The organism is Neptuniibacter sp. 2_MG-2023 (assembly GCF_030547495.1).
Lineage (GTDB): Bacteria > Pseudomonadota > Gammaproteobacteria > Pseudomonadales > Balneatricaceae > Neptuniibacter.
Map to the genome: position 1 here is coordinate 53,861 of NZ_JAUOQC010000013.1, position 24,531 is coordinate 78,391.

A 24,531-nucleotide genomic window follows, 5' to 3' on the forward strand; every position below is an offset into this window, starting at 1 on the left:
TGAGTTTCAGTGTGTAGTTTTAGGGCTACTTGTCTGAGCTGGACATTAATGCAAGCTTGGCATATTTGTAATAGGTTGCTTCTGCATTAGAAATAGCCAACATCACACCGTGTTTTCCATCAAGAAAGCCTCGACGAAGAAGATAAGTTCGTATAAAAGCCCAGAAGGACTTGTACAGTGCAGTACCTAGTCCGCACCGTTTCCCGCGGGCGTATAATTGCTCAGCGCCTAAGGTTGAGTATTGATCAACTTTACGTAAAACTTGTTCTAAGTTTTCGTATGAATAGTGCTGCATTGGGTTAGAAAGTTTATGGGTTTTTCCGTTTAAAATTACCCGCTCATGGACTTTGTCATCAGAGAATACTGCTTTTTCTCGTTTGAATAAACGAAGAACATAATCAGGCGTCCAGCCGGAATGATCAATAAAGCGGCCACAATATTGCGAATGGCGGGGGATCTCAAAACCATCGTATTGGGATTGTTCGATGGCGTTTAATATCTCATCTTTTAAGGCATTATCAATTCTTTCATCAGCGTCTATAGATAACACCCATTCATGGCTTGCCAGTGCTAAGGCCCTATTTTTCTGTTCACCAAACCCCGGCCAATCTGTTTCTACTAAGGTGCAGTTAACTGTTTTATGACAGATATCTTGGGTGCCATCTTCACTGCCTGAGTCTACAACAATGATCTCATCTGCCCATGAAACTGAGCCGAGACAGTCTTGGATATTATGGGCTTCGTTTTTAGTGATAATTATTATCGAGATCATTCCAGTATCTTTGCTATTTCTAAAGGGTTAATGACTGTGAAAATAGATCCATCAATAAATATGGTTTATTTTTCTATCTTAATTATTTAGCTCTGTTGCGGTTCTTCAGTATCTTTAGGCTCTGTTTTCCAGGGAATACCGGCAATGAGTGCCGCTAGAATCATAAAGAGCGTGCCATCACCATGATCCATAAAAGATGAATTAAACATACAGGTAATACCAAAAGTGATAAATAGCGCGGTTTGACACTGTTGTTGTAAGGGTGAGAACCCTTTGCGTTTTAAAAGTAACGATATTAGAAACGATATAAAGAGCATAAGTCCTATAATCCCAGTTTGAACTGAAATTTGTAAGAATTCATTATGGGAATTTACCGTTACTTCCCAGTAAGTCTGAATTGCTTCATGTTGCATAGCATACACTGCTGGGAAGCTGCCTAATCCATGGCCTAACAACCAACTATCCATAAAGGAATAGAGTGATAGGATATAGAATTCAAGACGTATATCTGCTTGTTGTAATACCGATAGCGTTATTTCATTAGCGTCGCTTATCGCATCTAAGTGGCCCATGATTCTTAAGTGAGAGAGGTCGGCGAACAATATGAGTGAGGTGGCAGTGAGGCTACCGATTAAAATCATGCCTATTAATCCTTTTATTCTCCACTGTTGCCAGCCAAATAAAGCGGTGAGTGTGCAGATTAATATGTATCCAATACGGCCATTTTCAATAAAGAATAAGTTGTGAAAGGTGATAATAAATATAGCGATAAATGCCGCACGGTATTTTCGTGAGGTTGCTCCTGCTTGCAGATTGATATAGGCGAAAATAGACATGGAAATACCATGAAAAATTCGGTTTTTAATACTATTTGAATTGTCCCAATAATCTACAAGGTCATAATGTATAAGGTAGGAGATAAATAAGGAAAAGAGTAATGCCATATAGAGAGCGATAACTGCATTTTTTCGGTATTTATCAATAGAGAAATAGATCATAAATAGGGGGATGAGTAAAAACTCTCTATATTTTGAGAGTATTTTTACACTATAGTTTGTTTCTGCATTCGACCAAAAAATACTTACCCCCAGCCAAAGAAAGAGCAGTGTAGAGAAGAGAGCCATTCGATTGCTCTTTAATAAATAGGGGTACTGTTTGATGCTTTTCGTGCAAAGTAACAATATGATTGGCAGACCTAGTAATAGGTTATGGGCGGCGTTACCGAGTAGGGGGATACTAAAAACTCCTGCTATTAAGAGCCAAGCCCCTATATTTAATAGAATAGGCTGAGCTTGGGTGCTTTCTGAATTATCGAATGACATGAGCGGCTATTTTCCCTGCGCAATTTTTAAATAAAGTTGTTGGTGCTGAAAGCCCAAGTTATCCCAAGTTAATCTTAATGAATCGACTTTTTGTTCAGTCATTAGTTTTAATAGAGCTTGTTGCCAAGCTTCGGTCTGATTTAATGGTAGTACTAAGCCATGTTGCTCATGAATCAATTCTGCAATACCGCAACAGTCAGATATAAGGACAGGTAAACCTGTTGCGTTTGCTTCAGCAATGACCATCCCGAACGGTTCAGCTGTTGCGGGATGAATCAGAATGTCGATTAATGGCAATGTATCTTCAGAACGTTGCCAGCCTCTTAATTGGTAGTTATCACTTGGCCATTCTGTAAATAGATGTTCTATCTCTTCTGGTTCAGGCCCAGTCACAATAAATGTGATTTGAGGGTTTTGATCGACTAATGGTTTAACGACTTTGACGGCAAACTCTAGTCCTTTCCGTTGCCACTCTTTACCAATAAAACCAATGGCAGAGCCGGTTGATTGTCGGGGAAGTCGAGTAAACTGTTCTGATACCCCAGGATAAGCGGGAAACCCTAGTTTATGGGCCGCTGCAGGGTATAGTTTTGCCAGCTGATCTGAAACGAGAAGCGAGTTGGGCAGGATAGTTTGGACATTTTCACCAAAAAGTTCGCGTTTTTCTAAATATTCCCAAGTGGCAATACGAGGGGATAAATAATCTAAAACTCTTTTTTTGCGTGTCAGAATGGATGGGCCATGAAATGTAGTCACATGATGTTCAGCACAACGTTCATGGCTGTGTATAACCCAGCCTGTTATATCGGCGGCTTTAAAGTATTGAGAGACGCGTTTAGAAAATCTGAGCATTGAAAGCCAGCGTGGTTTTGGTTTTACACTCCCCAGTTCGATGACTTCGATATTTTTATCGCATTCTTCATAAGCTTGTTCGCAAATAACTTTAACTTTTTGACCCTGTTTTACTAATGCATGGGTCAGTTCCCAAACATAGCGCTCCATGCCGCCTACAGGACCATAGCGACGAACAATGTGAATTGAAGATGTTTGTATATTCACGATTTATTTATCCAGATCGGTATAGTGTTTTTTACTGATCTCAAGACCAAACATATCTTCAATTTTTAGCTTTAAACGGACTTTTTTGTCTCGTTTTGTCAGTTTGTAACTAGGATTAGGAGTGAACTCCCATTCAGCATCAGTTTTTAACCAATCGTTTACGACCGCAGGGTGTGTGCCTTTAAAGGGGCGCAGAACCGCAGGGTCTATATCACCATATCCAGGAAACGGCGCGGGTTTCTCATTCCAGTATTGTGAAACTTGGTTTATCTTTTCTTGCATCTTGGCGACGTTTCTTACATGACCATAATGGTAGATATTACCGCCGGCATGGCGCGCTTTTGGATAGCGACCACGTTTGTTTTTATCGAGTACAACAAAGAACAAACCATCTGGCGCATAGCTACGAATTGAGTTTCTAATAATGCGGGGTGCTCGACGGTATCCTGAAATACCTACTTGATCCGGCCGCCCATAAAAGTGGTAGAAATCAAAGTAGAACGCTTCAGTTGCTGGATCATCGAGGTATTTTTCCATATTGCCACGAATCGCTTCGATCTCGTTTTCGTGTAAGACTTCATCACCTTCAATATACAGGGCCCAATCTCCTGTACAGTTGAAGTGTGCAATCATCTTCTGCTGGCCGTAGACATAGCCACGGTCCTGCATTTTGTCGTTCCATGTTGTATGGATAATGCGGATTTTGGGATCGTTAATCTCATTTAGGAGCGCTTCTGTATCATCATCGCAGTTCCCTAATGCGATAATGAATTCATCACACAAAGGTAATGCCGAGCGGATACTCTCAACAAAAGGATAACCCAGTGTTGAACCGTTTTTTAGAAAAGTAAAGCCACTGACTTTCACAAGAGTCTCCTAAGATTAGCGTGCTTTTGTGTTATATAGTTTTTGATCGCCATCGGGTTGAGTTTTAAAGCGCTTATGTACCCACATGTATTGGGTAGGCGCTTTTCTTACACCCGCTTCTACCGCTAAATTCATTAAGCGCGCATCTTCAACTTCATCGCCACTTGGAAAGTCTGGGACAGAAACAATCTCCATAATATAGCCTGAATCATCCTCTTTTCTGCGTAGATGCAAACAAACAATCGGTGAATTGTTAAACCTAACCATATTAGTGGTGGCTGTGATTGTTGCGGCTGTTTGGCCAAAAAAGGGCACAAATACAGAATTTTTTCGTCCAAGGTCTTGATCAGGGGCGTACCAGATAATGAGGTTCTGTTTTAGCTTTCTGATTATCTCGCGTATTTTTTTTCGTTCTACAGGGATACTAAAAGAAGAACGTCCTTTAGTGATCATTGCATCCATAAGAGGATTGTTATGTTCCCTATAGGTTGTAGCTATTGGAGTTTTATAAACTGAAAACAATAGACCGCCCAAGTCGAGCTGAGAGTAATGGCCGCCGAGTAAAATCACACCGCGACCAAGACTAAGGGCTTCATCGAGTAGTTCAAAGCCTATGTATTCGGTGCGCGCGATGAGCCGTTTTTTATTGCCCCAATAGGCCCATGCAGTTTCAATAATGCCTATTCCATTGTTTTTGAATACATCTTTTACAAACTGCTCACGCTCGGCCGCTGTTAGTTCAGGGAAGCATAAGGAGCAGTTTACCTCAGTGACATGACGGCGTTTAGGAAGTAAATGATAAAGTATTATTCCAATTAAACGTCCGAAGCTTAAGCCTAACTTATAAGGTAGAAAAGCCAGTAGCCTTAATACTAGAATGCCTAGCCATGTTGGCCAGTATTTGGGTGCAAAGAAAGAGGTTGATGTATTCACTGTTTATGTATATCTCTAGAATCAGTAGGGGATTATACCTATGTCAGCAATACTCAGCTAGATGGAAGGTTGGGCAACTGAGGCTAGCAAGGTACAATAGTGACTAATTATTTGTAATATAAGATAGATCTATATGACTGATCAGGTTCCAGCATCAGGAACAGGGATGAAGATATACCTTCGTCTTCTTGCATATGTACGGCCATATTGGCTGCCTTTTTCCCTAGGTATTATCGGTTTTATTATTTATGCCGCGACGCAAACAGGGTTTGCTGCCCTTATGGAGTATCTTGTTGATGCTATAGGGGAGCAGAAAGAGAATGCGTATATCTATGGTCCTTTGGCTTTGATGGGTATTGCTTTTGCTCGAGGGCTCGGCACCTTTATGGGGAACTACTTTACTGCTTATGTGGCGCGTAATATTGTTCATCAATTACGGGTGGTGATGTTTGATAAGTTGTTAGTTATTCCTTTGGATTATTTTCACAATAATGCCTCGGGTCATATCCTTTCTAAAATCTCTTATAATGTTGAGCAGGTCACTAACGCTGCCACGGAATCGCTCAAAATTAGCGTAAGAGAGGGGATGACTGTTCTTGGCTTGCTCGGCTATCTGTTGTTTCTTAATTGGCAATTAACCCTAGTGTTTGCTGCGGTGTCGCCGTTTATTGCGCTGGTCGTTGCTGTAGCTTCTAAACGCTTTCGTCGTTTAGGTCATCGTATTCAAGACTCTATGGGTGAGGTGACTCATGTGGCTTCTGAAAACGTGCAAGGTGTACAGGTTGTTAGAATATTTGGTGGTAGTGATAAGGAGCGTCAACGCTTTGGTGAGGCGAGTGGACAAAATTTACGCCAGAGCTTAAAAATGGCAACCACTGAGGCGTTGAGTACCCCTATAGTGCAGCTTATAGTATCGAGTGCATTAGCATTGTTGATCTTTCTAGCCTTACATCCTCTGATGAGTACTGGTATGAGTGCGGGGCAATTTATTGCTTTTATTACTGCCGCAGGCTTGATCGCTAAACCGCTTCGTTCTTTAACTGAAGTGAATGGTGCAATTCAGCGAGGGATCGCCGCAGCGCAGAGTATCTTTGAGTTGATTGATGAAGAGATAGAAAGCAATACTGGTGCAGTCATCAGTGAGCGCGGAGAAGGTCGATTACAACTCCATAATCTATGTTTCTCCTATCTACCCAATAAGCCGGTCTTGACCAACCTTAATCTGTCGATCGCTCCCGGCCAAACAGTGGCTTTTGTCGGTAAATCGGGTAGTGGTAAGTCAACCTTAGCAAATCTGTTGCCTCGCTTTTATGAGCCAACATCGGGTGAGATTTTGCTTGATGGTCAACCTCTGGCGGAGTACGAATTAGCATCGTTACGCAATCAGATCGCATTAGTAACACAAAATGTTGTTCTTTTTGACGGAACCATTAGAGAAAATATTGCTTACGGTGCGATGAAGGATGTGAGTGAAGAGGATATTCTCGCCGCCGCTGAAGCCGCGCATGTTATGGAATTTGTCTCGCGGATGAGTGATGGTTTAAATACCGAAGTAGGGGAAAAAGGAACGAAATTATCTGGTGGGCAACGTCAGCGTATTGCTATAGCGCGTGCCATTCTTAAAAATGCCCCTGTACTTATTCTCGATGAGGCTACCTCTGCTTTAGATACTGAATCGGAAAGGCATATTCAAGCAGCACTGGAAAATGTAATGCAGGGTCGAACCACCTTGGTCATTGCCCACCGTTTGTCGACTATTGAATCTGCAGATCAGATTGTTGTGATGGAGCAGGGGCAAATTATTGAGCAAGGCACACATCATGAGCTATTAGCCATGGGACGTACCTACGCTGGACTATACAAAAAGCAGTTTAGTGAAGGTGTGGGTGCTGCTCACTCGAACCTAGATACGACTGAAAAATAAAGTACTGGAGATATTGAATGAAAATCCATATGCCGCGTTTTGATAAAGCTCAGGTGCTTGTTGTTGGTGACCTGATGCTAGATCGCTATTGGCAGGGGCCGACTTCACGTATCTCTCCTGAGGCGCCGGTTCCTATTGTTAAAGTTGAGCAGCATGAGGATCGTCCCGGTGGCGCTGCAAACGTTGCCCTTAATGTCACAGCGTTAGGGGCTGGTGTTTCACTGGTAGGGTTGGTAGGTGATGATGAGGCGGGGGTAGCGCTTGAGAAACAGTTGCAATCGGCCCGCGTACACTGTGCTTTTTCTAAGGCTGAGAATGAGCCGACAATTACTAAGTTGCGCGTGATTAGTCGCCATCAGCAGTTGATTAGGTTGGATTTTGAAGAGCCCTTCTCCCATGACTATAGTGAGCAGATAGAAAATGCTACTTCGCCACTTTTAGAGAATGTTGGTGTTTTGGTGCTATCTGACTATGGAAAAGGGACGTTATCAGATTGTCAGAGCCTGATTCGTGACGCTAAAAATAACAATGTAACTATATTGGTGGACCCTAAGGGATGTGATTTTAGTCGCTATAAAGGCGCCACGCTACTAACGCCAAATCTGTCCGAATTTGAGACTATTGTTGGTGTTTGTAAAACTGAAGATGAGTTGGTAACACGAGGTCAGGCACTCGTTAAAGAGTTGGAGCTTGAAGCGTTACTGATTACTCGCAGTGAGCAGGGCATGACACTCATTCGTGCTAATAAAGAAGAGTTACATTTTCCTGCACGTGCCCGAGAAGTGTTTGATGTGACAGGTGCGGGGGATACAGTCATCTCAACGTTAGCGGCTGCATTGGCTTCAGGTGAAGATCTCCCTAATGCCGTTGCGCTATCTAATATTGCTGCCAGTATTGTGGTTGGTAAGCTGGGTACGGCGGCGATTAGTGCACCAGAACTTCGTCGAGAGGTTAGCAAGGAGCAAGGTGCAGAGAAAGGGGTCATGACTGAAGAGCAGCTACTTATAGCCTTAGCTGATGCTCGAGCGGCAGGGGAGTCCATCGTTTTTACTAATGGTTGCTTCGATATTCTTCATGCTGGCCATGTAGGTTACTTAGCGCAAGCACGCGCCCAAGGTGATCGTCTTGTCTTAGCGATCAATAGTGATGAGTCAGTCAGTCGCCTTAAAGGCCCTGGCCGTCCTATTAATCCTGTTGAGCGGCGAATGGCGGTTTTATCCGGTTTAGAAGCGGTGGATTGGGTACTTTATTTTGATGAAGATACGCCAGAGCGCTTATTGGAGCGGGTACGTCCTGATGTACTCGTCAAAGGCGGTGATTACGGTATCGAAGGTGTTGTCGGTGGGGAGTTTGTACGCAGCTATGGTGGTGAAGTTAAAGTATTATCATTTCTTGATGATTGCTCTACAACGGCTATTGTAGAAAAGATTCAGAAAGATACAGATCTTTAAGTGCTAAGATAAGAGAAAGCTATTTCCGATTGATAGCTTTCTCTGCTGCTTTAACATTACTGCGTAAGTGTTCAGGGTTGATGGTGCCAATAATCGCGGATGTTACGCCTGGATGAGCAAAGATATAGTCAAAACTGGCTTGTACAGAGTCTCCGTTTGAAGCCGCACAAATATGCCCTGATGCGAGTGCCTTTTTCAGTAAAATACCTTTGTTATTTTGCGCAGCATAATCAAGCACAGGTTCCTCCTCTGTGTGATCTAAGTTATAAGTGACCATTGCACAATCCGATTGTTGCAGCGCTAAGAGTCCGCCCTCGATAGTTTTGGTCGACATCCCGCTTGCGCGTATCTTTCCCTGAGTTTTTAATTCATTTAGCGCCTGAAGTGTGCCGTAGCGTTCTATGATTTCTACATCATTACCGTCGGAATGGATTAGCAACATATCAATATAATCGGTATCAAGGCGTTTTAAGCTACGTTCTACACTAAATTGCAGATGTTCAGGGGTGAAAATATAGCTGGATTGACCTGTTGAATTATCAAACTCTTCGCCTGCTTTTGAACAGATAATCCAGTCTTGCCGCTGTCCTTTGAGTAACTTACCTAAACGCTCTTCACTATTGCCATAAGCAGGCGCTGTATCGATTAAATTAATCCCTAACTCTTTAGCAAGAGCAATAAGATCGCTGGCTTCCTTATCACTAGGCAATACAAAATGTGTAGGATATTTGACGCCCTGATTTCTGCCGAGCTTGACGGTTCCCATACCAAGGGGGGAGATATTTAAACCCGTATTAGCCAACTGACGTTTTAGCAAAATAGAGTCTCCCAAACAGGCTCTGCGGTTTCAGGTTTGGGCAGTATTTGTAGGGGCTGTAAGCTATTACTTTCTACTGCTTGGCTAGGTTGATCACATAAAGATAATACTTGATCGGCAAGGTCGGGAGAGAGCGCTAGTTTAGTGGGCCAAGCCACAATACAGTTACCTACTTTTTCTGCATAAGCGGAATCGGGCCTTACCAGTGCTGATTGTTTAGGTTCTGCGCGGTTAATATGGAAAGCGGCCCATTCTGCTTTAGATAGATCAACCCAAGGCAGCAGTGTGGCAAGCTCCTCTTTCGCGAAGGCTATCTGTTCTTGCTCTGTACGGTCCATGCCTGTTTCTGCGACGTTACCCCCTAAATACCATATATGTTTACCATCTTTACAGGGGTGTGTTGTGATGGTTGCGACTGGTTTACTGCCAGTGCCAATACAGTGGGCATAGGTTGGTAGGTCGTATTGGTGTTTGACCATTACCATATGCAAAGGGCGACGCTGCATTTCGGGTTGGCGGATATCGAGTGTTTTAGCTAGTGCTTCAAAACCTTCACCTGAAGTGAGTACTAAATTCTTAGCTTCTAAGCGTAGGTTTTGGGTTGGGAAGGTAATGCCTTTGATGGTTTTACCATCGCTATCAATCTGAGCGTTAGTGATATCGGCTTGATAGATTCTATTTTCTACTGGTTGGCGTAGCGTGTTGATAACACTAGGAATATCCAAAACTAGTTCATTTAGGCGATATAGAGAGCCTTTGAATTGTTTGTTTTTGAATACTTGTGGGCGCTCATTAGCGGAAACTTCTTCAACCCGCCCTCTAAAGGCTTTGGTCGCAAAGAAAGTTGTCATGCGAGAGCCAAGAGAGCCTTTTGACCACATATAGTGGGCATCTGAAAGGATATTTACGCCGTTTAAGTTGATCTCACCTTGGCCATCTAAGCAGTCACGCCAGCGTTGAGGCATCTCTTTAATTGTATTTGAGGCTTGTGTTAGAACACCGCTCAGTGCGTATTTAGTGCCGCCATGAATAATACCTTGAGAGCGTATTGATTGCCCTCCACCTAAGGTGCTTTTTTCCAGCAAAATAGCATTAAAACCTGCGCTAACTGCGCGATTTAATGTCCATAGGCCCGCGATACCGCCACCTATAATAATTAGGTCAAGCTTTAGGGTGTTCATAAAAGGCTTCGTTACAAAAGTTTAGGGGGCCATTATAGGCAAGTGCAGGGGGCGCTGGCTAGGTTATCAGGATGGATGAGAAAAATGACTTTAGGTATAGAAACCATGTAAGCATGATATAATTGTTGCTCTTTGTTTGTGGCTGAAAAACTGTAATGAATCGTCTGCTCTATACCGTTTTATTTTACCTCGCGTTGCCTTTTATTTTAGGCCGGTTATGGTGGCGAGGTTTGAAAGCACCCGCTTATAGAGAGCGCTGGCTAGAACGGTTGGGTTTTTTTAAACCTAAAAACAAGATGAGCACGCAGCCGCTCTGGATTCATGCTGTTTCTGTAGGTGAAACTCTAGCTATAGTGCCCCTAGTTAAGCTGATTCAGGCGCGTTATCCAGATATACCTATTGTGATGACAACTATGACGCCGACAGGGGCTGAACGGGTAAAGGCAAGTTTTGCTGATACTGTGACCCACTACTACTGTCCATATGACCTGCCTTGTGCTCTCAAACGTTTTATTAAAAAGCTAAATCCTCGGGCCTGCGTAATTGTAGAAACTGAGCTATGGCCGAATCTTGTTAATAGTTGCGCACATAGTGGTATTCCTTTACTGGTTGCGAATGCACGGTTGTCTGAACGTTCCGCTAGAGGTTATACGCGATTTAGTACATTGGCGCGGCAGATGTTAGAACAGATCAATATGATAGCCGTACAAAATGAGATTGATGGCCAACGGTTTTTAGATTTAGGTCTGCCTTCTCGCTCTATGTCGGTCACTGGGTCAATCAAATTTGATGTTAAAGCGCCAGAAGGAAGTGAACGTTTGGCTTATGCATTGCGCCAGATGTGGGGGGAATCACGGAAAGTCCTCATTGGTGCGAGCACCCATGAGGGAGAGGAATCAGAATTGATTGCGGTTTATCAGCAACTACTATCCGATTACCCCGATCTTTTATTAGTGGTTGTGCCGCGTCATCCTGAACGTTTTGATCGGGTAGCAGAGCTAATTAAGCAAGCTGGTCTGAAATTAGCGAGGCGTAGTTTAGGGCAGCAGCCGGAGAGTCGCACACAAGTGTATCTGGGCGATACTATGGGAGAGTTAATGAAACTATTGGCTGCTGCAGATATCGCTTTTGTTGGCGGCAGTTTGGTTGAGCGTGGCGGACATAACCCACTGGAACCTGCGGTGTTAAAAAAGCCCGTTATTATGGGACCACACTATTTTAACTTTCAGTTGATCTGCGACTCCCTTCAGCAAGCTGGTGGCTTAACGGTTGTGAGTGATGCCGATGGACTTGCTGGCGAGTTAAGGCGTCTGTTAGACGATACGGAGCGGTTGAGCAGCCAGGGGCAGGGAGGGTATCAATTTGTTATGCAAAATCAGGGCGCATTAGAGAAACTATACGCCCTGACGGATGAATACTGCTTAAAGGATTAAGTGTTTTCTGAAGTTCGACGATCCATCTCTTCACATAACCAGTGGCCGATAAAAATATGAGCTTCTTGGATGCGTGCGGTTTCATCGGATGGTATACGGATGAGATGATCAGCAATCTCATTGAGTTGGCCGCCATGAGAACCCGTCCAAGCCCATGTTTTGCAACCTATTTCAGATGCTGCTTTGATGGCATCAATAATATTTGCGCTATTACCTGATGTAGATATACCAATGATGAGATCTTCTGGTTTAGCTAATGCTTGAATTTGGCGGGTAAAGACCGTATCAAAGCTGTAATCATTACTATGGGCGGTCAGTATTGATGTGTCTACCGTCAGGGCGATGGCTGATAAAGGCTTTCTTTCAGCTTTGTAACGAACAACAAATTCGGCGGCTAAATGTTGGCTGTCAGCTGCGCTACCGCCATTGCCCATAAAAATAAGTTTGCCGCCTTTTTGAAGACAAAGATCGATCTGTTCTACCAATTGCTCTGTTTCTACTTTGATCGTTTGCAGTTTGTTAAAAGTATCGAAGTGGCGCTGCAATGCATTATCAAATGACATGTTTACGCCCCTGCCAAATCAAATTCAAGGGTCTCGCCCGCTTGTTCACTAAATGCGCGGGTCAGGAAGGGACTGAGTTGCTCTCCATTACTGTCTAATACCCAGCTGGCTTGTTCCGCATCATAGTCAAAATGGTAGCCGCCGCTTTTAGTAGCAAGCCAGAGCTGTTTAACAGGAGCTTGTCGGGTGAAAATAAGCTGAGTTTTATTCTCGCAGATAATGGTCAGTATGCCACCACCTTGTAGTACATCTATATCTGTTTCAGCTTCATCTAGAATCTCTTCAATTTGTTCTAAGGTTGCGTCAACACGATCGTTAAATTCACTCTCAGTCATTTCTCACTCCGGCTAGTTAAAGCCTTCAAACATGGGCTATGGCATAGGAGTATATCAAGCTAAACTGAAAAGCCGAAGAATGATTCTCATTATACCGTCGTGTTTCTGCCTGTATTTAGCTAAAAAAGGTTATTTTATTTGTCTTTAAATAAGGTTTTTTTAACTAAATTTGAAAACGGTTTTATGAATATTTCTGGTTATAGGTATAATCGATGGATTATGCCGTTTATTTGGGGAAAGCTGCTGTGAAAGCACAGACGAAATGTATTGGGTTGGTCATGTTGTTAAGCTTACTTATCTTGGGTGGTTGTGGTCAAAAAGGCCCTTTGTATCTGCCTAGTGAAGAAGCAGATAAAAATTCACAGCAGAAATAGAATGTTAAGAGATTTTTAATGGATACATTTGAGTATAGAAACGAACAGCTTTGCTGTGAAGAAGTGGCTTTGACGCAAATTGCTGAAGAGTTTGGCACCCCAACCTATGTTTATTCAAGAGATGCACTAGAGCGCGCTTATCTTGCTTATGCAGAAGCTCTGGAAGGGCGAGATGCTCTCGTATGCTATGCAGTAAAAGCGAATTCTAATATTGCAGTATTGAATGTATTAGCTCGTTTAGGCGCTGGTTTTGATATTGTTTCTGCGGGTGAGCTTGAACGGGTTTTAAGAGCGGGTGGTGATGCTTCTAAAGTCGTTTTTTCAGGGGTAGGCAAACAGCCTTACGAGATTATTCAAGCGCTTAATGCGGGGATCCGCTGTTTTAATATTGAGTCAGAAGCTGAATTAGTTCGTGTTAATGATGTGGCTGCTGCTGAAGATAAAATTGCCGCTATATCGTTCCGAGTGAATCCTGATGTTGATGCGGGTACACACCCTTATATATCTACAGGGTTAAAAGATAATAAATTCGGTATTGATATTAATGAAGCTGTACGCATTTATAAGCGCGCAGCAGAGATGAATAATGTTGATATTGTCGGTATGGATTGCCATATCGGTAGTCAGTTGACTGAAGTTGCGCCATTCTTGGATGCTCTTGATCGTGTTTTGGTTTTAGTTGATAAGTTGGCTGAAGAAGGCATCAAGATTAAACATTTAGATTTAGGTGGGGGGCTTGGTGTTTGTTATACCGATGAAGAACCGCCTACTCCGCAAGAGTATATCGCTGCTGTCTTAGATAAATTAGGCGACCGTGAGTTAGGGCTGATTTTTGAGCCGGGTCGTTCGATTGCTGCAAATGCTGGTGTGATGCTAACGCGAGTTGAGTTTTTGAAGTGCACGGATGAGAAAAACTTCGCCATAATTGATGGCGCAATGAATGACCTTATACGCCCTGCGCTATACAGTGCTTATCAAGATATTATTCCAGCCCTTTTGCGGGAGGGTGGAGAAACTAAATCTTGGGATCTAGTGGGCCCGGTTTGTGAAACGGGTGACTTTTTAGGTAAAGATCGCGCTCTAAATTTAGAGCCAGGTGACCTGTTGGCGGTTTGCTCTGCCGGTGCTTATGGTTTTGTGATGGCATCTAATTACAACAGCCGTGGTCGCCCAGCTGAAGTGATGGTTGATGATAGTCAGCACTATCTTATTCGGAAACGTGAAACTTTGACGGATCTTGTTAGAGGTGAGCAACTTTTACCTAAAGATCGTTAGGAGCTTTATCTATGTTAGTTCGTTTCACTAAAATGCATGGGTTAGGTAATGACTTTATGGTGCTGGATCTTGTTACTCAGCGTATTAAAGTGACACCTAAACTTGTAAAAAAGCTCAGTGACCGGCACTTAGGTGTTGGTTTTGATCAGCTACTCATTGTTGAGCCGCCGACAGAGCCTGATGTTGATTTTCGTTATCGGATTTTTAACCAAGATGGCTCGGAGGTTGAAAACTGCGGTAATGGAGCTCGCTGTTTTGCTAAGTTTGTGCGTGATAAACGGCTTACAGGTAAAACGACCATTACTGTGCAGACGGCCAATGGACGTGCACAACTGAAGGTTCATCCCGATAAAAAGGTTGAAGTGGATATGGGGGCGCCTATTCTTCAACCGGAGGCTATTCCATTTGTAGCTAATCAGCAGGCAATTACCTATTCCGTTGATCTGGATGTGAAAGGTGAGACACAGACTGTTGAGCTGAGTGCTGTTTCTATGGGTAATCCTCATGCTGTCTTGTTGGTTAATAGTACAGATGAAGCGCAAGTAGAAACTTTGGGGCCACTTTTGGAGGCTCACCCACGGTTCCCAGCCAAAGCTAATATTGGCTTTATGCAGGTACTTAATCGTAATGAAGTTAATCTACGTGTTTTTGAGCGCGGCGTAGGGGAAACCCGAGCCTGTGGCACCGGTGCTTGTGCAGCCGTTGTTGCAGGGGCGTTGCGTGGTAAGCTTGATATGCCGGTTACCGTTCATCTGCCTGGTGGTGATTTGCAGATTGAATGGCATGGTGAGGAACAGCCCGTTATTATGACTGGGCCAGCAACAACGGTTTTTGAAGGACAGGTTTTTATATGAGTGATCAATTAGAACAGCTGACAGAGGCGAAGGTTGCTGATTTTTTACAGCAGCATCCGGACTTTTTTACTCGTAATGCTAAGTTGTTAGAGAAGTTATATGTACCTCATGAAACAGGTCGAGCTGTTTCGTTAGTCGAGCGCCAGACAACTGTGCTACGTGAGAAAAATCAAAATCTTACGTCACATCTTTCAGATCTGATCGATATTGCTCGCCATAATGATGTTCAGTTTGAAAAAACTAAACGTATGGTACTTGCTTTGCTTGAATCTGAAACATTGGATGATATAGCGGTCGCTATCGATGAAAGCCTTTGTCAGGATTTTGCGAGTGATACAACCTCATTGATTTTATTTACCCATAAACCTTTGGATGTCAATAATTTGCGTCTGATGGATCAAGATAGCGCCAGTGTTATCAGTGGGTTGATGAGTACCAATCTTCCGAGCTGTGGACAATTAAGTAAGGCTGAAAACGAGTTTATTTTTGCGGCTGACGCGATCAAAGTGCAATCTGCGGCGGTAGTGCCTTTAGTTCAGGGAGAAGCATTGGGGTTATTAGCTGTCGGTAGTTTTGATCCTAATTACTTCACAAGTAGCCAAGGAACTGTTTTGCTTAGTTACGTTGGTGAAGTGTTAAGTCGTGTTGCTTATCGGATTATGCGCCAACAGGAATATTAAATTTTTACACAACAAGATGGAGAAGATAGTTTGAAGGAAGCTCAGCTTGAGCAATTTTTGCACTATCTTTCCACTGAAAAGCAACTGTCTCATCATACGCTGGATAACTATGCACGTGATCTTGCAAAGTTTAGTGACTTCATTGATGAGCAGGACCTATCTCAGTGGGCTGATGTAGAAGCCAAACACGTTCGCCAGTTTGTGGTTAAAATTCATCGGCAGGGGCTATCTGGCGCTAGTATTCAACGGGCGCTGTCTGCTACGCGTAGTTTTTATCGTTTTCTTGCTCGAGAGCGCCTAGTCGAGCAAAATCCTGCGCTTGCGGTTCAGGCGCCAAAATCATCACGTAAACTTCCTAGTACACTGGATGCGGATCAGATGGTCCAGTTATTAGATATTCCTATTATTGATGCAGTGTCTGCTAGAGATGCTGCAATCATGGAGTTGATCTATTCATCGGGTTTACGTATATCCGAACTTGTTAGCTTGGATATGCATAGTATCGATTTAGCGGACCATAGCTTAAGAGTTACTGGTAAAGGCAGTAAAATGCGTATGTTGCCAATAGGAAGTAAGGCAATTACGGCCATTGATCAGTGGCTAGATTATCGGCATCAGTTAGCTGATTATAGTGAGAGTGCTCTATTTGTGAGCAAACGTGGTAGTCGTATATCAGTAAGAGCAGTACAGCAACGTATGGATTATTGGGGCAAGCGATTAGGGGTACAAGGCAAAGTTCATCCTCACCGTCTAAGACATAGTTTTGCTAGCCACATGTTGGAATCCAGTGGAGATCTACGTGCTGTGCAAGAGCTTTTAGGGCATGAAGATATCTCCACGACCCAGATCTATACTCACTTAGATTTTCAGCATTTGATGCAGGTTTATGAAGGTGCGCACCCTAGGGCACATAAAAAGGCAAAGAAATGATTAAATGTATTACCTTTGATCTGGATGACACTTTATGGGCTGTTGATCCCGTTATAAAGCAGGCCAATCAGACTATGTTTGATTGGTTGGCTCAATATGCGCCTGCGTTTACTCGCTGCTATCAGTTAAAGGATTTAGCCATATTAAGAACGGCTGTTTTGTCGGAACAGCCTGATATTGCCCATAGTGTGACTCAAATTAGAATGGCCCAATTACGCTTTGGTTTAGAGAAGGCTGGCTATTCGGCGCAAGATGTTAAGTTATTAACAGAGCAAGCCTTTGATGTTTTTTTACATGCGCGCCAACAAGTAAGTTATTTTGAGCATGCCCGTGAAACGCTGCTGGCGTTAAAAAAGCAGGGCTATATTTTAGGCGCGTTAAGTAACGGCAATGCAGATATCCACAAGGTTGGATTAGCAGATGTGATGGATTTCCAGTTTAAAGCCGATGATGTTGGGGCGATGAAACCTCATCCGCTCATGTTTGAGCAGATGTTAGCGCATACAAATCTGCGTCCTGAACAAGTGATACATATAGGTGATAACCCTCAGCATGATATTGAGGGAGCGGAAGCCGCAGGTTTGTGGACAATCTGGGTTAACCTGAAGCAAGACGCTCATATCCCAAATGCCAGTAAAGAAGTAAATTGCTTGAGTGAAATAGTGGAAAAAGTTGAAGAAATTAGAGAGGAGGCTGTTAATAAGGTGGTTTTGTAAGTATCCATTCCAAATGAATTATAAATTCAATCTGTTTGACATATCCCTTTCTAATGTCAATTTTTTTACTTTATTGTGAACAATTTATTAATTCTTTTGTCTTAAGGGCAGTTTCCTATAAAATGAGCCCCACTTTAGTGCACCAAAGGCAGCGATACGTTGCTAACTTCAGACTCGGGATATGGTGTATTTCTTCCAACTATTTGAATTAAATGGATTATTATAATGCAGTCATTTGCAATGCTGATGGTGCGCTCCCTGTTTTATGTGTTGTTTATTGTGGGCGTGGCACACCTTTTTTCAATGGAAGGTTATTCTGAACTGACTAAAAGTGATTATGGTGAGCATTCGACCACGGAACAAATGCACAATGCTTTTGCATTTATAAGTTGTGTGGTGTTTTTTATCGCAGCCAAACTAAGTCAGTCGCTGAGGCCCGCTGTTGTTATTGTAGCGACATTAGTTGGTTTAATGCTGATCCGAGAATTTGACGCATTTCTGGACGATAACTTTTTTGACGGGGCTTGGCAGGTATTGGTTTATAGCTCTATAGCGGCGTCCGCCTTTTATTTATTTAAGCAACCTCGTCCAATCAAAGAGTCTCTAATTGAGTACTCCCGTTCATCTAGTGCTGGAATATTTCTAAGTGGTATTTTAGTTGTTCTGGTTTTCTCTCGCCTGTTTGGTAGAGGATCCTTTTGGGAAGCGGTGATGGGTGATGGCTATATGCGAGTGGTCAAAAATATAGCGGAAGAGGGGACTGAGTTAATAGGTTATGCTTTATTGGTTATCGCCGCTGTGGAATTTTTATGGCAAGTGATTAGCAAAAGGCGAGCGGATAAGGTTTAGCAGCGACTAACATAAAGACATAAAAGCGTGGTATTCCACGCTTTTTTTATGTGTAACCATTATGTTACTGCAAGTGTAAATCTACGTAAGCTGTTATGAGATTCTTATTTTTATCTGGCCCGGGTTACTTGGTTTTCAATCGACAAGCTAAGGTGATTACTGTCTTTGGCTATCTAGCTTAAAGAAATATCTCTAGCAGATCATTCAAGAATAAACGGCCTTGTTGGGTCGGTACTAAGCGATTATTGGATGCGCTTAGTAGTCCTCTCTTTATGGCGCTATCGAGCAGTGGTGATAGTGTGGTTAGTGGGATACCTGTACGTTCAGAAAATAACTGTTTAGGTACTCCTTTATGTAAGCGCAGGGCGTTCAACATAAACTCAAAAGCGCGGTCATCTTGTTCTATCAGTTCATGACCTACAAGTCGGCTACTAGGTTGCATATAAGCTTTAGGTTGTTTCTGTTTCCAGCGACGAATAATCTGTTGTTCTTCTAATAAAGTAATTTTACCGTGGGCGCCAGCCCCTATGCCTATATAATCACCGAAGGTCCAGTAGTTTAAGTTATGTTGTGATGGGGTGTTCCCTTGAGTGTAAGCGGATATCTCATATTGTTCGAATCCCGCTTGTTGGATGTGCTGGAGGCCTTTTTCTTGAATGGACCATAGTGTTTCATCCACCGGAAGTTGAGGTGGTTTAGCATAGAATTCTGTATTGGGCTCGATGGTCAGTTGATACCATGAAAGATGATCGGGTTGAAGCCCAATAGCTTGCTGAAGATCGGCTAAGGCACCGTCCTCTGTCTGGTTGGGTAAACCATGCATAAGGTCTAAATTTAGCTTAGGGAAAAGCTCACGCGCTAAAGTTGCTGCTTTTATCGCTTCGTCTGCACAATGGATACGTCCTAGAGCTTTTAGCTGTTGATCATTAAAACTTTGGATGCCGATAGATAGGCGATTGATGCCTGCTTCTCTATAGCCAATAAACTTATTTCTCTCAAAAGTACCAGGGTTTGCCTCCAGTGTGATTTCTGCATCGGTGCGGATAGGAATGATAGTATGGATTTTTTGTAGTAAGTGTTTATAACTATCAGCACTGAATAAGCTGGGGGTTCCTCCGCCAATAAAGATGCTCTGTATCTCACGGCCTTGGGCAAATTGGCGTTCGTTATTTAAGTCATCAAGCAGTGTTTTAATATAATCGGCTTCGGGTAAAGTCTCACGCTGAGCATGGGAATTAAAGTCACAATAGGGGCACTTCTGCACACACCATGGTACGTGTATATAAAGTGAGAGTGGTGGGAGTAGAAGGCTCATGGGTGTTATTAATCGCTCAGTTCGACGTTTTAATAGATGCTAAATAAGGAGCTATCGTCTTTTTGAGCAGTGCTACAGCTTGCCCACGATGACTGACTTTGTTTTTCTGTGTTGGGCTTAGTTGAGCTGATGCGCTATTTAATTCAGGCACCCAAAATAGCGGGTCATAACCAAAGCCTTGCTCTCCACAGGCTTTTTCAAGAATGATGCCATCCCATGTCCCTTGGCAAATTAAAGGAGTGGGATCATTTTCATGGCGCATAAAGGCAAGTACACAGCGGAAACGCGCGCTGCGTTGCTCTGCCCCTAAACCACTTAGCTTTTCTAATAACAATGCATTGTTTTTTGCGTCGCTGGCATCCGCACCCGAGAAGCGAGCAGAGTAGATACCCGGTGCTCCATTGAGGGCGTCGACTTCAAGACCTGAGTCATCTGCTAATGCGGGTAAGCCGGTAATTTTCGCTGCATGGCGGGCTTTTAAAATAGCATTTTCAACAAAGCTTAGACCTGTTTCGTCGGCATCGGGGACATCAAATTGGGCTTGTGGAATGACTTCTACATTGAGTTCACTGAGTGCGTGGTTGAACTCATTCAGTTTACCTTTGTTTCCACTAGCTAAAACAATTTTCTGGACCATGTTTACTGCCTTTTTCTTATGTAGCGCTTTTAATTAAGTGGGGGTATACAAAAAAAGTGTGCATGATATGCACACTTTTTTATGACCTTCAGTGAGTTTAGTCTTCGTAAAAACGTTGTTCAAACTCAACCGTAAAGGCGGGGTGATTTGGATCTGGCTGTACATCTAGAGCCAAACGAAAGACTTGGCTGTTGGTGAATCCAAAATGCGCTAAATAATAGATTGCACTACCCTCATCTATTTTTTTAAACGCTAGTTTCTGCGGTTGCTCCGCCAGATTAGTAGCTGTTCCAGTGACAACTGCTTGCACGGGCGTTTTTTGATTGCCGTCAACTTTAAGAACTGAAACGTTGATTAGTGCTCTGCGTTTGCTGCGTGAAATACCAATGTTTTTAGCAACATCGGGCTGTATAAAGGTGCTATTGAAGGCGTTGTAATGTATCTCATAATCTCCATGGGACACATATTGATCTGCAAATAGCGGCTGGCTGATTAAAGCGACCACTGCTAGGAGTGTTGTCACTGTCCATTTAGCTAGTTGATTCATAATTTCCCCCACTTATTTTGTGATTCTGTAAATAGCAATTTCACCCAGCATATTTGGCCATAGATGAATCCACCAACGGTGCTGATGTTCATTATCCACAACGGTCCGTTCCATAATATATATATTGCGTTCTACACATAGGCGCTCAAAGTCCTTAAATGTACAGAAATGGGTATTTGGTGTGTTATACCAAGTATAGGGTAGGAACTTAGAAACAGGCATTTTCCCACGGAATGCAAGGTAGCCTCGTGCTCGCCAATGACCAAAATTTGGAAACGTGACTATACATTCTTTGCCTATGCGCAGCATTTCATCAATGATTTCGTCGGGACGCATCATGATTTGAATCGCTTGGGTCATGATGACGGTGTCAAAAGTGTTATCTTTGATTGAGGCGAGACCTTCCTCAATGTCTTTTTCAATAACGTTAACGCCTTTGCCTATACATTCGGTAATGTTCTCTGGGCCTATTTCTAAGCCGTAACCGGATGCTTGTTTTTCACTATGTAAATAGTGCAGAAGCTCACCATCACCACAGCAGAGGTCGAGAACTCGCTTGCCGGGTTCGACCCAATCTTTAATTAAATCTAGATCTGCGCGCATTATGAGGGCTCCTTGCTGCTTAGGCTGTTTGTATCAGCTTCTACCCGTTGCATATAGGCGTTAAAGACATCGAGGTAGCGAGGAATCGGGATTAAGAAAGCATCATGGCCTTGAGCCGCTTCGATTTCCGCATAACTAACCTGTTTATCTGCATCCACTAAGGCGTCCACAATCTCCCGTGAGCGTTCAGGAGAGAAGCGCCAATCAGTGGTAAAAGATATCACCATAAATTTAGCTTTTGCTTTTGCCAGTACCTCAGATAAGGGCTTACCCTCTGTGGCGGTTGGATCAAAGTAATCCAATGCTTTAGTCATAAGCAGATAAGTATTGGCATCAAACTCAGTCGAGAAGCGCTCTCCTTGATAGCGAAGGTAGGACTCCACCTCAAATTGAGGGGTGAAATCATAACTAATCTGACCTGATCGAAGTTCTCGACCAAATTTACTACGCATACCATCATCAGAAAGGTAGGTAATATGTCCCAGCATACGGGCAAGCATTAAGCCGACTTTCGGGACTTCATTTTGTGCATAGTAATGGCCATCATGGAACTGGGGATCTTTACTGATCGCCTGTCGCGCAACTTCATTAAAGGCAATATTTTGTGCCGATAGTTTGGGCGCCGCGGCAATGACCATACAGTGACGAAGGCGTTCTGGGTAATTGATCGACCATTGTAGAGCTTGCATGCCGCCTAAACTTCCGCCGATAACTGCAGCAAATTGTTCTATCCCAAAATGATCAGCTAAACGGGCTTGGCTCTCTACCCAATCATCAACGGTGATGATTGGAAAATCTGGGCCGTAAGGCTGGCCTGTTTCAGGATTAGGTTGATTGGGGCCACTTGAACCATGACAACCACCAAGATTGTTAAGGCCAATAACGAAAAACTTATTGGTATCTATCGCTTTTCCGGGGCCTATAGCAGAATCCCACCAACCGGGTTTTTTATCTTCGAGACTGTGGTATCCAGCAACATGATGGTTTCCAGAAAGTGCGTGGCAGATCAAAATAGCGTTGGAACAGTCTGCGTTTAATTCACCATAGGTTTCCACCATGAGGTGATAACGTTCAAGTACTCGCCCGCAACTGAGTTGGAGAGGGTCATGAAAATCAATTTTTTGTGGTTGGACGATTCCAACCGAATCTTCAGGAATAACAGTGGGCATTTCTCAGTTCGACTCTTATCAATACTATCTATAAATAGGGTAAAAATTATGCGCTTGGACTTAGCTGTTTTCTTTAAGTCGAGCTTCACATCTCATAAAAGATGAGTAGGTGATTGAGAGGAATGTAGGATAGTGCAGCCACTTTATTGAATCTCGATATTCAGTTGTTCAGGAATTTTCTTTGGTTGAGCTATTTTAACGCGTTTTTGGCGTGCAAGCTCACCCTTGATAACACTTACTGCATTCTTAGCTACGCCAAACTGTTTAGCAAGGAATTTAATAAGATGAGCGTTTGCTTTGCCATCCACAGGAGGGGCGGTAATGCGAATTTTTAGGCTATCACCATGTAATCCGCAAAACTCATCTTTACTTGCTTTCGGTTGTAAATGGCAGTTCAGTAAAAGGTTATCTGACTGCCATTGATACCATTGCGTATTAATAAAGCAACCTACCTAATTGAGACTGTAAAATTTGGATGATGATAAAGATTAGAATGGGCGATAGATCTAAACCACCAATAGGCGGGATCACTTTACGGGCTAAAGAGAATACGGGTTCTGTTAACTGTTGAATCAACTGAGGGCCCGGATGATAGCTCCCTGGAGCAATCCAGCTGATAACTACAGAGGCTAGCACAGCCCAGAAGTAGATATTCAAAATTGCATCGATTACACCTACAACAGAGTACATTGATAGCTGTAGGATATTAGGCATAGCTAAGCCTGATACAAGAACAAGCAGAGTAACTACGGCCATCTTCACGGCGACGGCATAAAGCAGGGCCGAGGGGTCGATTTTACCTATACGCGGAATGATACGGCCCATGGCTAAAATAGGGACATTAGTCAATTTAGCGATCGCTTGTGAAATCGGATTGTAATAGTCAGCATGGGATACCTGTAACAAAAAGCGAAGGACAACTATAAACGCGTACATCTCGCCTAGTGTTCGGATAATCAGAATGATTGGATCCTGTGCCATAATAATTCCTGTATGACTAAATTAAGTTAAAGAGAACAGCCTCTCCTGCTTTGCAGAGTAATAAGAGTATAGAAGCTTGTCTCATCGAGTTGAACTTTATATTAGGTTTTGTCTGTTAATCTTTGCCCAATTCCTCGGCTAGTTCAACTGAGCGATCGTTACAGGCTTTCATTGCCGTATCAAATAGCTCAGGAAGGCCGCCGTCTATAAAGCGCAATATAGCTTGTTCCGTTGTGCCTTTAGGTGATGTGACGCGACGACGTAGTTCATCCGGCTCTACATCACTGCTTAAGGCCATTTTGGCAGCGCCGAGTGCCGTTTGTAGTGTAAGTTGAGTCGCTGTTTCCTCGGATAGGCCTAGGTTTTTACCCGCTGCAATCATAGATTCCATAACTAAGAAATAGTAAGCCGGACCTGAGCCTGAGATGGCTGTCACTGCATCAAGTTGAGATTCCTCATCAACCCAGATCGTGATCCCAGTTGCTTGCATGACGGTTTCTGCTTGTAAGCGTTGTGCCGTAGTAACTTGATTATTAGCATATAAACCGCTGGCACCTGTTTGTACTAAGGCTGGTGTGTTTGGCATGCAACGAACAATGGCTATATCGCCTCCTAACCATTTATCAATACTGGGTGCCATGATGCCTGCAGCAATGGAAACGATTAACGGTTTATGTTTTTGGACTGCCGGAGCAATATGTAACGCGACGGTTTTTAATACTTGAGGTTTAACTGCCAATACAACTAAATCGGCGGCGGCTACAGCTAGGTTATTATCTGATGTAGTTTGTAAACCTTGTTCAGCAAGGTCTGCTAAGCCTGTGATATCTGGTTCACTTGCCCATATCTTATCTGCTGGATAACCGTTACTAATGAGGCCGCCAATAATAGCGCGAGCCATATTGCCAACACCGATAAATGCAAGAATGGGTTGTGAGTTCACA

At 43.2% G+C, this 24,531-nt stretch carries 27 protein-coding genes; 10 read left to right on the top strand and 17 right to left on the bottom strand.

Translation table 11 applies throughout. The features are described 5' to 3' along the window. Window positions 1-25: 25 nt before the first annotated feature. From Q4486_RS12630 to Q4486_RS12650, 5 genes are all read right to left on the bottom strand, one after another. Window positions 26-772, bottom strand: a complete 747-nt coding sequence (locus Q4486_RS12630; protein WP_303519662.1) for a glycosyltransferase family 2 protein — start codon at window positions 770-772, stop codon at window positions 26-28. A gap of 86 nt (window positions 773-858) precedes the next feature. Continuing rightward, complete coding sequence (locus Q4486_RS12635; protein ID WP_303519663.1) at window positions 859-2,094, bottom strand: O-antigen ligase; 1,236 nt, start codon at window positions 2,092-2,094, stop codon at window positions 859-861. A 6-nt stretch (window positions 2,095-2,100) separates the two neighbouring features. After that, window positions 2,101-3,153: a glycosyltransferase family 4 protein gene (locus tag Q4486_RS12640; RefSeq protein WP_303519664.1), complete on the bottom strand. Its 1,053-nt coding sequence runs from the start codon at window positions 3,151-3,153 to the stop codon at window positions 2,101-2,103. A 3-nt stretch (window positions 3,154-3,156) separates the two neighbouring features. Further along, complete coding sequence (locus tag Q4486_RS12645; RefSeq protein WP_303519665.1) at window positions 3,157-4,020, bottom strand: glycosyltransferase; 864 nt, start codon at window positions 4,018-4,020, stop codon at window positions 3,157-3,159. 15 nt (window positions 4,021-4,035) lie between these two features. After that, the gene (locus tag Q4486_RS12650; protein ID WP_303417646.1) at window positions 4,036-4,953 is read right to left on the bottom strand and encodes a lysophospholipid acyltransferase family protein; all 918 of its coding nucleotides are present in this window, start codon (window positions 4,951-4,953) and stop codon (window positions 4,036-4,038) included. A 133-nt stretch (window positions 4,954-5,086) separates the two neighbouring features. Here Q4486_RS12650 and msbA point away from each other — a divergent pair, with 133 nt between their 5' ends. After that, a complete protein-coding gene (msbA, locus tag Q4486_RS12655) occupies window positions 5,087-6,877 on the top strand; it encodes a lipid A export permease/ATP-binding protein MsbA (RefSeq protein ID WP_303519666.1) in 1,791 nt (596 codons plus the stop codon). Window positions 6,878-6,894: 17 nt separating this feature from the next. Continuing rightward, a complete protein-coding gene (hldE, locus tag Q4486_RS12660) occupies window positions 6,895-8,328 on the top strand; it encodes a bifunctional D-glycero-beta-D-manno-heptose-7-phosphate kinase/D-glycero-beta-D-manno-heptose 1-phosphate adenylyltransferase HldE (protein ID WP_303519667.1) in 1,434 nt (477 codons plus the stop codon). Between the two features lie 19 nt (window positions 8,329-8,347). Here the strand turns inward: hldE and Q4486_RS12665 are convergent, their stop codons facing one another. Beyond that, entirely contained in the window at window positions 8,348-9,145 is a 798-nt protein-coding gene (locus Q4486_RS12665) for an aldo/keto reductase (RefSeq protein WP_303519668.1), read from the bottom strand. Then, on the bottom strand, window positions 9,139-10,326 hold the full coding sequence (locus tag Q4486_RS12670) for an FAD-dependent oxidoreductase (RefSeq protein ID WP_303519669.1): 1,188 nt from the start codon (window positions 10,324-10,326) through the stop codon (window positions 9,139-9,141). Before Q4486_RS12670 ends, Q4486_RS12665 begins: the two co-directional genes overlap by 7 nt. 155 nt (window positions 10,327-10,481) lie before the next feature. Between Q4486_RS12670 and waaA the strand changes: the two genes are divergently transcribed. Then, window positions 10,482-11,759, top strand: coding sequence for a lipid IV(A) 3-deoxy-D-manno-octulosonic acid transferase (waaA, locus tag Q4486_RS12675; protein ID WP_303519670.1), 1,278 nt, complete (start codon window positions 10,482-10,484; stop codon window positions 11,757-11,759). Here waaA and Q4486_RS12680 read toward each other — a convergent pair. Beyond that, complete coding sequence (locus Q4486_RS12680; RefSeq protein WP_303519671.1) at window positions 11,756-12,322, bottom strand: SIS domain-containing protein; 567 nt, start codon at window positions 12,320-12,322, stop codon at window positions 11,756-11,758. The two genes, waaA and Q4486_RS12680, sit on opposite strands and share 4 nt — an antisense overlap. A 2-nt stretch (window positions 12,323-12,324) precedes the next feature. Then, entirely contained in the window at window positions 12,325-12,657 is a 333-nt protein-coding gene (gene cyaY / locus Q4486_RS12685) for an iron donor protein CyaY (protein WP_067866692.1), read from the bottom strand. 212 nt (window positions 12,658-12,869) lie between these two features. On the opposite strand from cyaY, the gene Q4486_RS12690 reads away from it, so the two are divergent. From Q4486_RS12690 to Q4486_RS12720, 7 genes are all read left to right on the top strand, one after another. After that, the gene (locus Q4486_RS12690; protein WP_303417633.1) at window positions 12,870-13,031 is read left to right on the top strand and encodes a lipoprotein; all 162 of its coding nucleotides are present in this window, start codon (window positions 12,870-12,872) and stop codon (window positions 13,029-13,031) included. Window positions 13,032-13,049: 18 nt separating this feature from the next. Next, complete coding sequence (lysA, locus tag Q4486_RS12695) at window positions 13,050-14,306, top strand: diaminopimelate decarboxylase (protein ID WP_303417631.1); 1,257 nt, start codon at window positions 13,050-13,052, stop codon at window positions 14,304-14,306. A gap of 11 nt (window positions 14,307-14,317) precedes the next feature. Further along, on the top strand, window positions 14,318-15,160 hold the full coding sequence (dapF, locus tag Q4486_RS12700) for a diaminopimelate epimerase (RefSeq protein ID WP_303519672.1): 843 nt from the start codon (window positions 14,318-14,320) through the stop codon (window positions 15,158-15,160). Beyond that, window positions 15,157-15,840, top strand: coding sequence for a DUF484 family protein (locus Q4486_RS12705; protein WP_303417627.1), 684 nt, complete (start codon window positions 15,157-15,159; stop codon window positions 15,838-15,840). The genes dapF and Q4486_RS12705 overlap by 4 nt, the downstream gene beginning before the upstream one ends. A gap of 30 nt (window positions 15,841-15,870) precedes the next feature. Next, a complete protein-coding gene (xerC, locus tag Q4486_RS12710; RefSeq protein ID WP_303519673.1) occupies window positions 15,871-16,770 on the top strand; it encodes a tyrosine recombinase XerC in 900 nt (299 codons plus the stop codon). Continuing rightward, the gene (locus Q4486_RS12715) at window positions 16,767-17,486 is read left to right on the top strand and encodes an HAD family hydrolase (protein WP_303519674.1); all 720 of its coding nucleotides are present in this window, start codon (window positions 16,767-16,769) and stop codon (window positions 17,484-17,486) included. The genes xerC and Q4486_RS12715 overlap by 4 nt, the downstream gene beginning before the upstream one ends. A 225-nt stretch (window positions 17,487-17,711) precedes the next feature. Further along, window positions 17,712-18,335 (top strand): hypothetical protein, encoded by a 624-nt coding sequence (locus Q4486_RS12720; RefSeq protein ID WP_303519675.1) that lies wholly within the window; start codon window positions 17,712-17,714, stop codon window positions 18,333-18,335. A 178-nt stretch (window positions 18,336-18,513) separates the two neighbouring features. Here Q4486_RS12720 and hemW read toward each other — a convergent pair whose 3' ends face one another. The 8 genes from hemW to proC all read right to left on the bottom strand — a co-directional run bounded on the left by hemW (window position 18,514) and on the right by proC (window position 24,530). Further along, window positions 18,514-19,650: a radical SAM family heme chaperone HemW gene (hemW, locus tag Q4486_RS12725; RefSeq protein WP_303519676.1), complete on the bottom strand. Its 1,137-nt coding sequence runs from the start codon at window positions 19,648-19,650 to the stop codon at window positions 18,514-18,516. A gap of 16 nt (window positions 19,651-19,666) precedes the next feature. Continuing rightward, on the bottom strand, window positions 19,667-20,287 hold the full coding sequence (locus Q4486_RS12730) for an XTP/dITP diphosphatase (protein ID WP_303417618.1): 621 nt from the start codon (window positions 20,285-20,287) through the stop codon (window positions 19,667-19,669). Between the two features lie 97 nt (window positions 20,288-20,384). Continuing rightward, on the bottom strand, window positions 20,385-20,834 hold the full coding sequence (locus Q4486_RS12735; protein ID WP_303417616.1) for a DUF4426 domain-containing protein: 450 nt from the start codon (window positions 20,832-20,834) through the stop codon (window positions 20,385-20,387). 12 nt (window positions 20,835-20,846) lie between these two features. Further along, window positions 20,847-21,437 carry a methionine biosynthesis protein MetW gene (gene metW / locus Q4486_RS12740; protein ID WP_067866681.1) on the bottom strand — a complete coding sequence of 197 codons (591 nt, stop codon included), beginning with the start codon at window positions 21,435-21,437 and terminating at the stop codon, window positions 20,847-20,849. Further along, entirely contained in the window at window positions 21,437-22,606 is a 1,170-nt protein-coding gene (locus Q4486_RS12745; RefSeq protein ID WP_303417614.1) for a homoserine O-acetyltransferase, read from the bottom strand. Before Q4486_RS12745 ends, metW begins: the two co-directional genes overlap by 1 nt. Before the next feature lie 143 nt (window positions 22,607-22,749). Next, complete coding sequence (locus tag Q4486_RS12750) at window positions 22,750-23,046, bottom strand: DUF167 domain-containing protein (protein WP_303417824.1); 297 nt, start codon at window positions 23,044-23,046, stop codon at window positions 22,750-22,752. Further along, entirely contained in the window at window positions 23,042-23,587 is a 546-nt protein-coding gene (locus Q4486_RS12755; protein ID WP_303417612.1) for a YggT family protein, read from the bottom strand. Before Q4486_RS12755 ends, Q4486_RS12750 begins: the two co-directional genes overlap by 5 nt. Window positions 23,588-23,702: 115 nt before the next feature. Continuing rightward, a complete protein-coding gene (proC, locus tag Q4486_RS12760) occupies window positions 23,703-24,530 on the bottom strand; it encodes a pyrroline-5-carboxylate reductase (RefSeq protein ID WP_303417610.1) in 828 nt (275 codons plus the stop codon). Window position 24,531: the final 1 nt, after the last annotated feature.

Coding starts and splice junctions, on each gene's coding strand:
- Q4486_RS12630 (WP_303519662.1), bottom strand. CDS start 772: ATGATCTCGATAATAATTATCACTAAAAACGAAGCCCATAATATCCAA.
- Q4486_RS12635 (WP_303519663.1), bottom strand. CDS start 2,094: ATGTCATTCGATAATTCAGAAAGCACCCAAGCTCAGCCTATTCTATTA.
- msbA (WP_303519666.1), top strand. CDS start 5,087: ATGACTGATCAGGTTCCAGCATCAGGAACAGGGATGAAGATATACCTT.
- hldE (WP_303519667.1), top strand. CDS start 6,895: ATGAAAATCCATATGCCGCGTTTTGATAAAGCTCAGGTGCTTGTTGTT.
- Q4486_RS12670 (WP_303519669.1), bottom strand. CDS start 10,326: ATGAACACCCTAAAGCTTGACCTAATTATTATAGGTGGCGGTATCGCG.
- waaA (WP_303519670.1), top strand. CDS start 10,482: ATGAATCGTCTGCTCTATACCGTTTTATTTTACCTCGCGTTGCCTTTT.
- Q4486_RS12680 (WP_303519671.1), bottom strand. CDS start 12,322: ATGTCATTTGATAATGCATTGCAGCGCCACTTCGATACTTTTAACAAA.
- cyaY (WP_067866692.1), bottom strand. CDS start 12,657: ATGACTGAGAGTGAATTTAACGATCGTGTTGACGCAACCTTAGAACAA.
- Q4486_RS12690 (WP_303417633.1), top strand. CDS start 12,870: ATGGATTATGCCGTTTATTTGGGGAAAGCTGCTGTGAAAGCACAGACG.
- lysA (WP_303417631.1), top strand. CDS start 13,050: ATGGATACATTTGAGTATAGAAACGAACAGCTTTGCTGTGAAGAAGTG.
- dapF (WP_303519672.1), top strand. CDS start 14,318: ATGTTAGTTCGTTTCACTAAAATGCATGGGTTAGGTAATGACTTTATG.
- Q4486_RS12705 (WP_303417627.1), top strand. CDS start 15,157: ATGAGTGATCAATTAGAACAGCTGACAGAGGCGAAGGTTGCTGATTTT.
- Q4486_RS12715 (WP_303519674.1), top strand. CDS start 16,767: ATGATTAAATGTATTACCTTTGATCTGGATGACACTTTATGGGCTGTT.
- Q4486_RS12720 (WP_303519675.1), top strand. CDS start 17,712: ATGCAGTCATTTGCAATGCTGATGGTGCGCTCCCTGTTTTATGTGTTG.
- hemW (WP_303519676.1), bottom strand. CDS start 19,650: ATGAGCCTTCTACTCCCACCACTCTCACTTTATATACACGTACCATGG.
- Q4486_RS12730 (WP_303417618.1), bottom strand. CDS start 20,287: ATGGTCCAGAAAATTGTTTTAGCTAGTGGAAACAAAGGTAAACTGAAT.
- Q4486_RS12735 (WP_303417616.1), bottom strand. CDS start 20,834: ATGAATCAACTAGCTAAATGGACAGTGACAACACTCCTAGCAGTGGTC.
- metW (WP_067866681.1), bottom strand. CDS start 21,437: ATGCGCGCAGATCTAGATTTAATTAAAGATTGGGTCGAACCCGGCAAG.
- Q4486_RS12745 (WP_303417614.1), bottom strand. CDS start 22,606: ATGCCCACTGTTATTCCTGAAGATTCGGTTGGAATCGTCCAACCACAA.
- Q4486_RS12755 (WP_303417612.1), bottom strand. CDS start 23,587: ATGGCACAGGATCCAATCATTCTGATTATCCGAACACTAGGCGAGATG.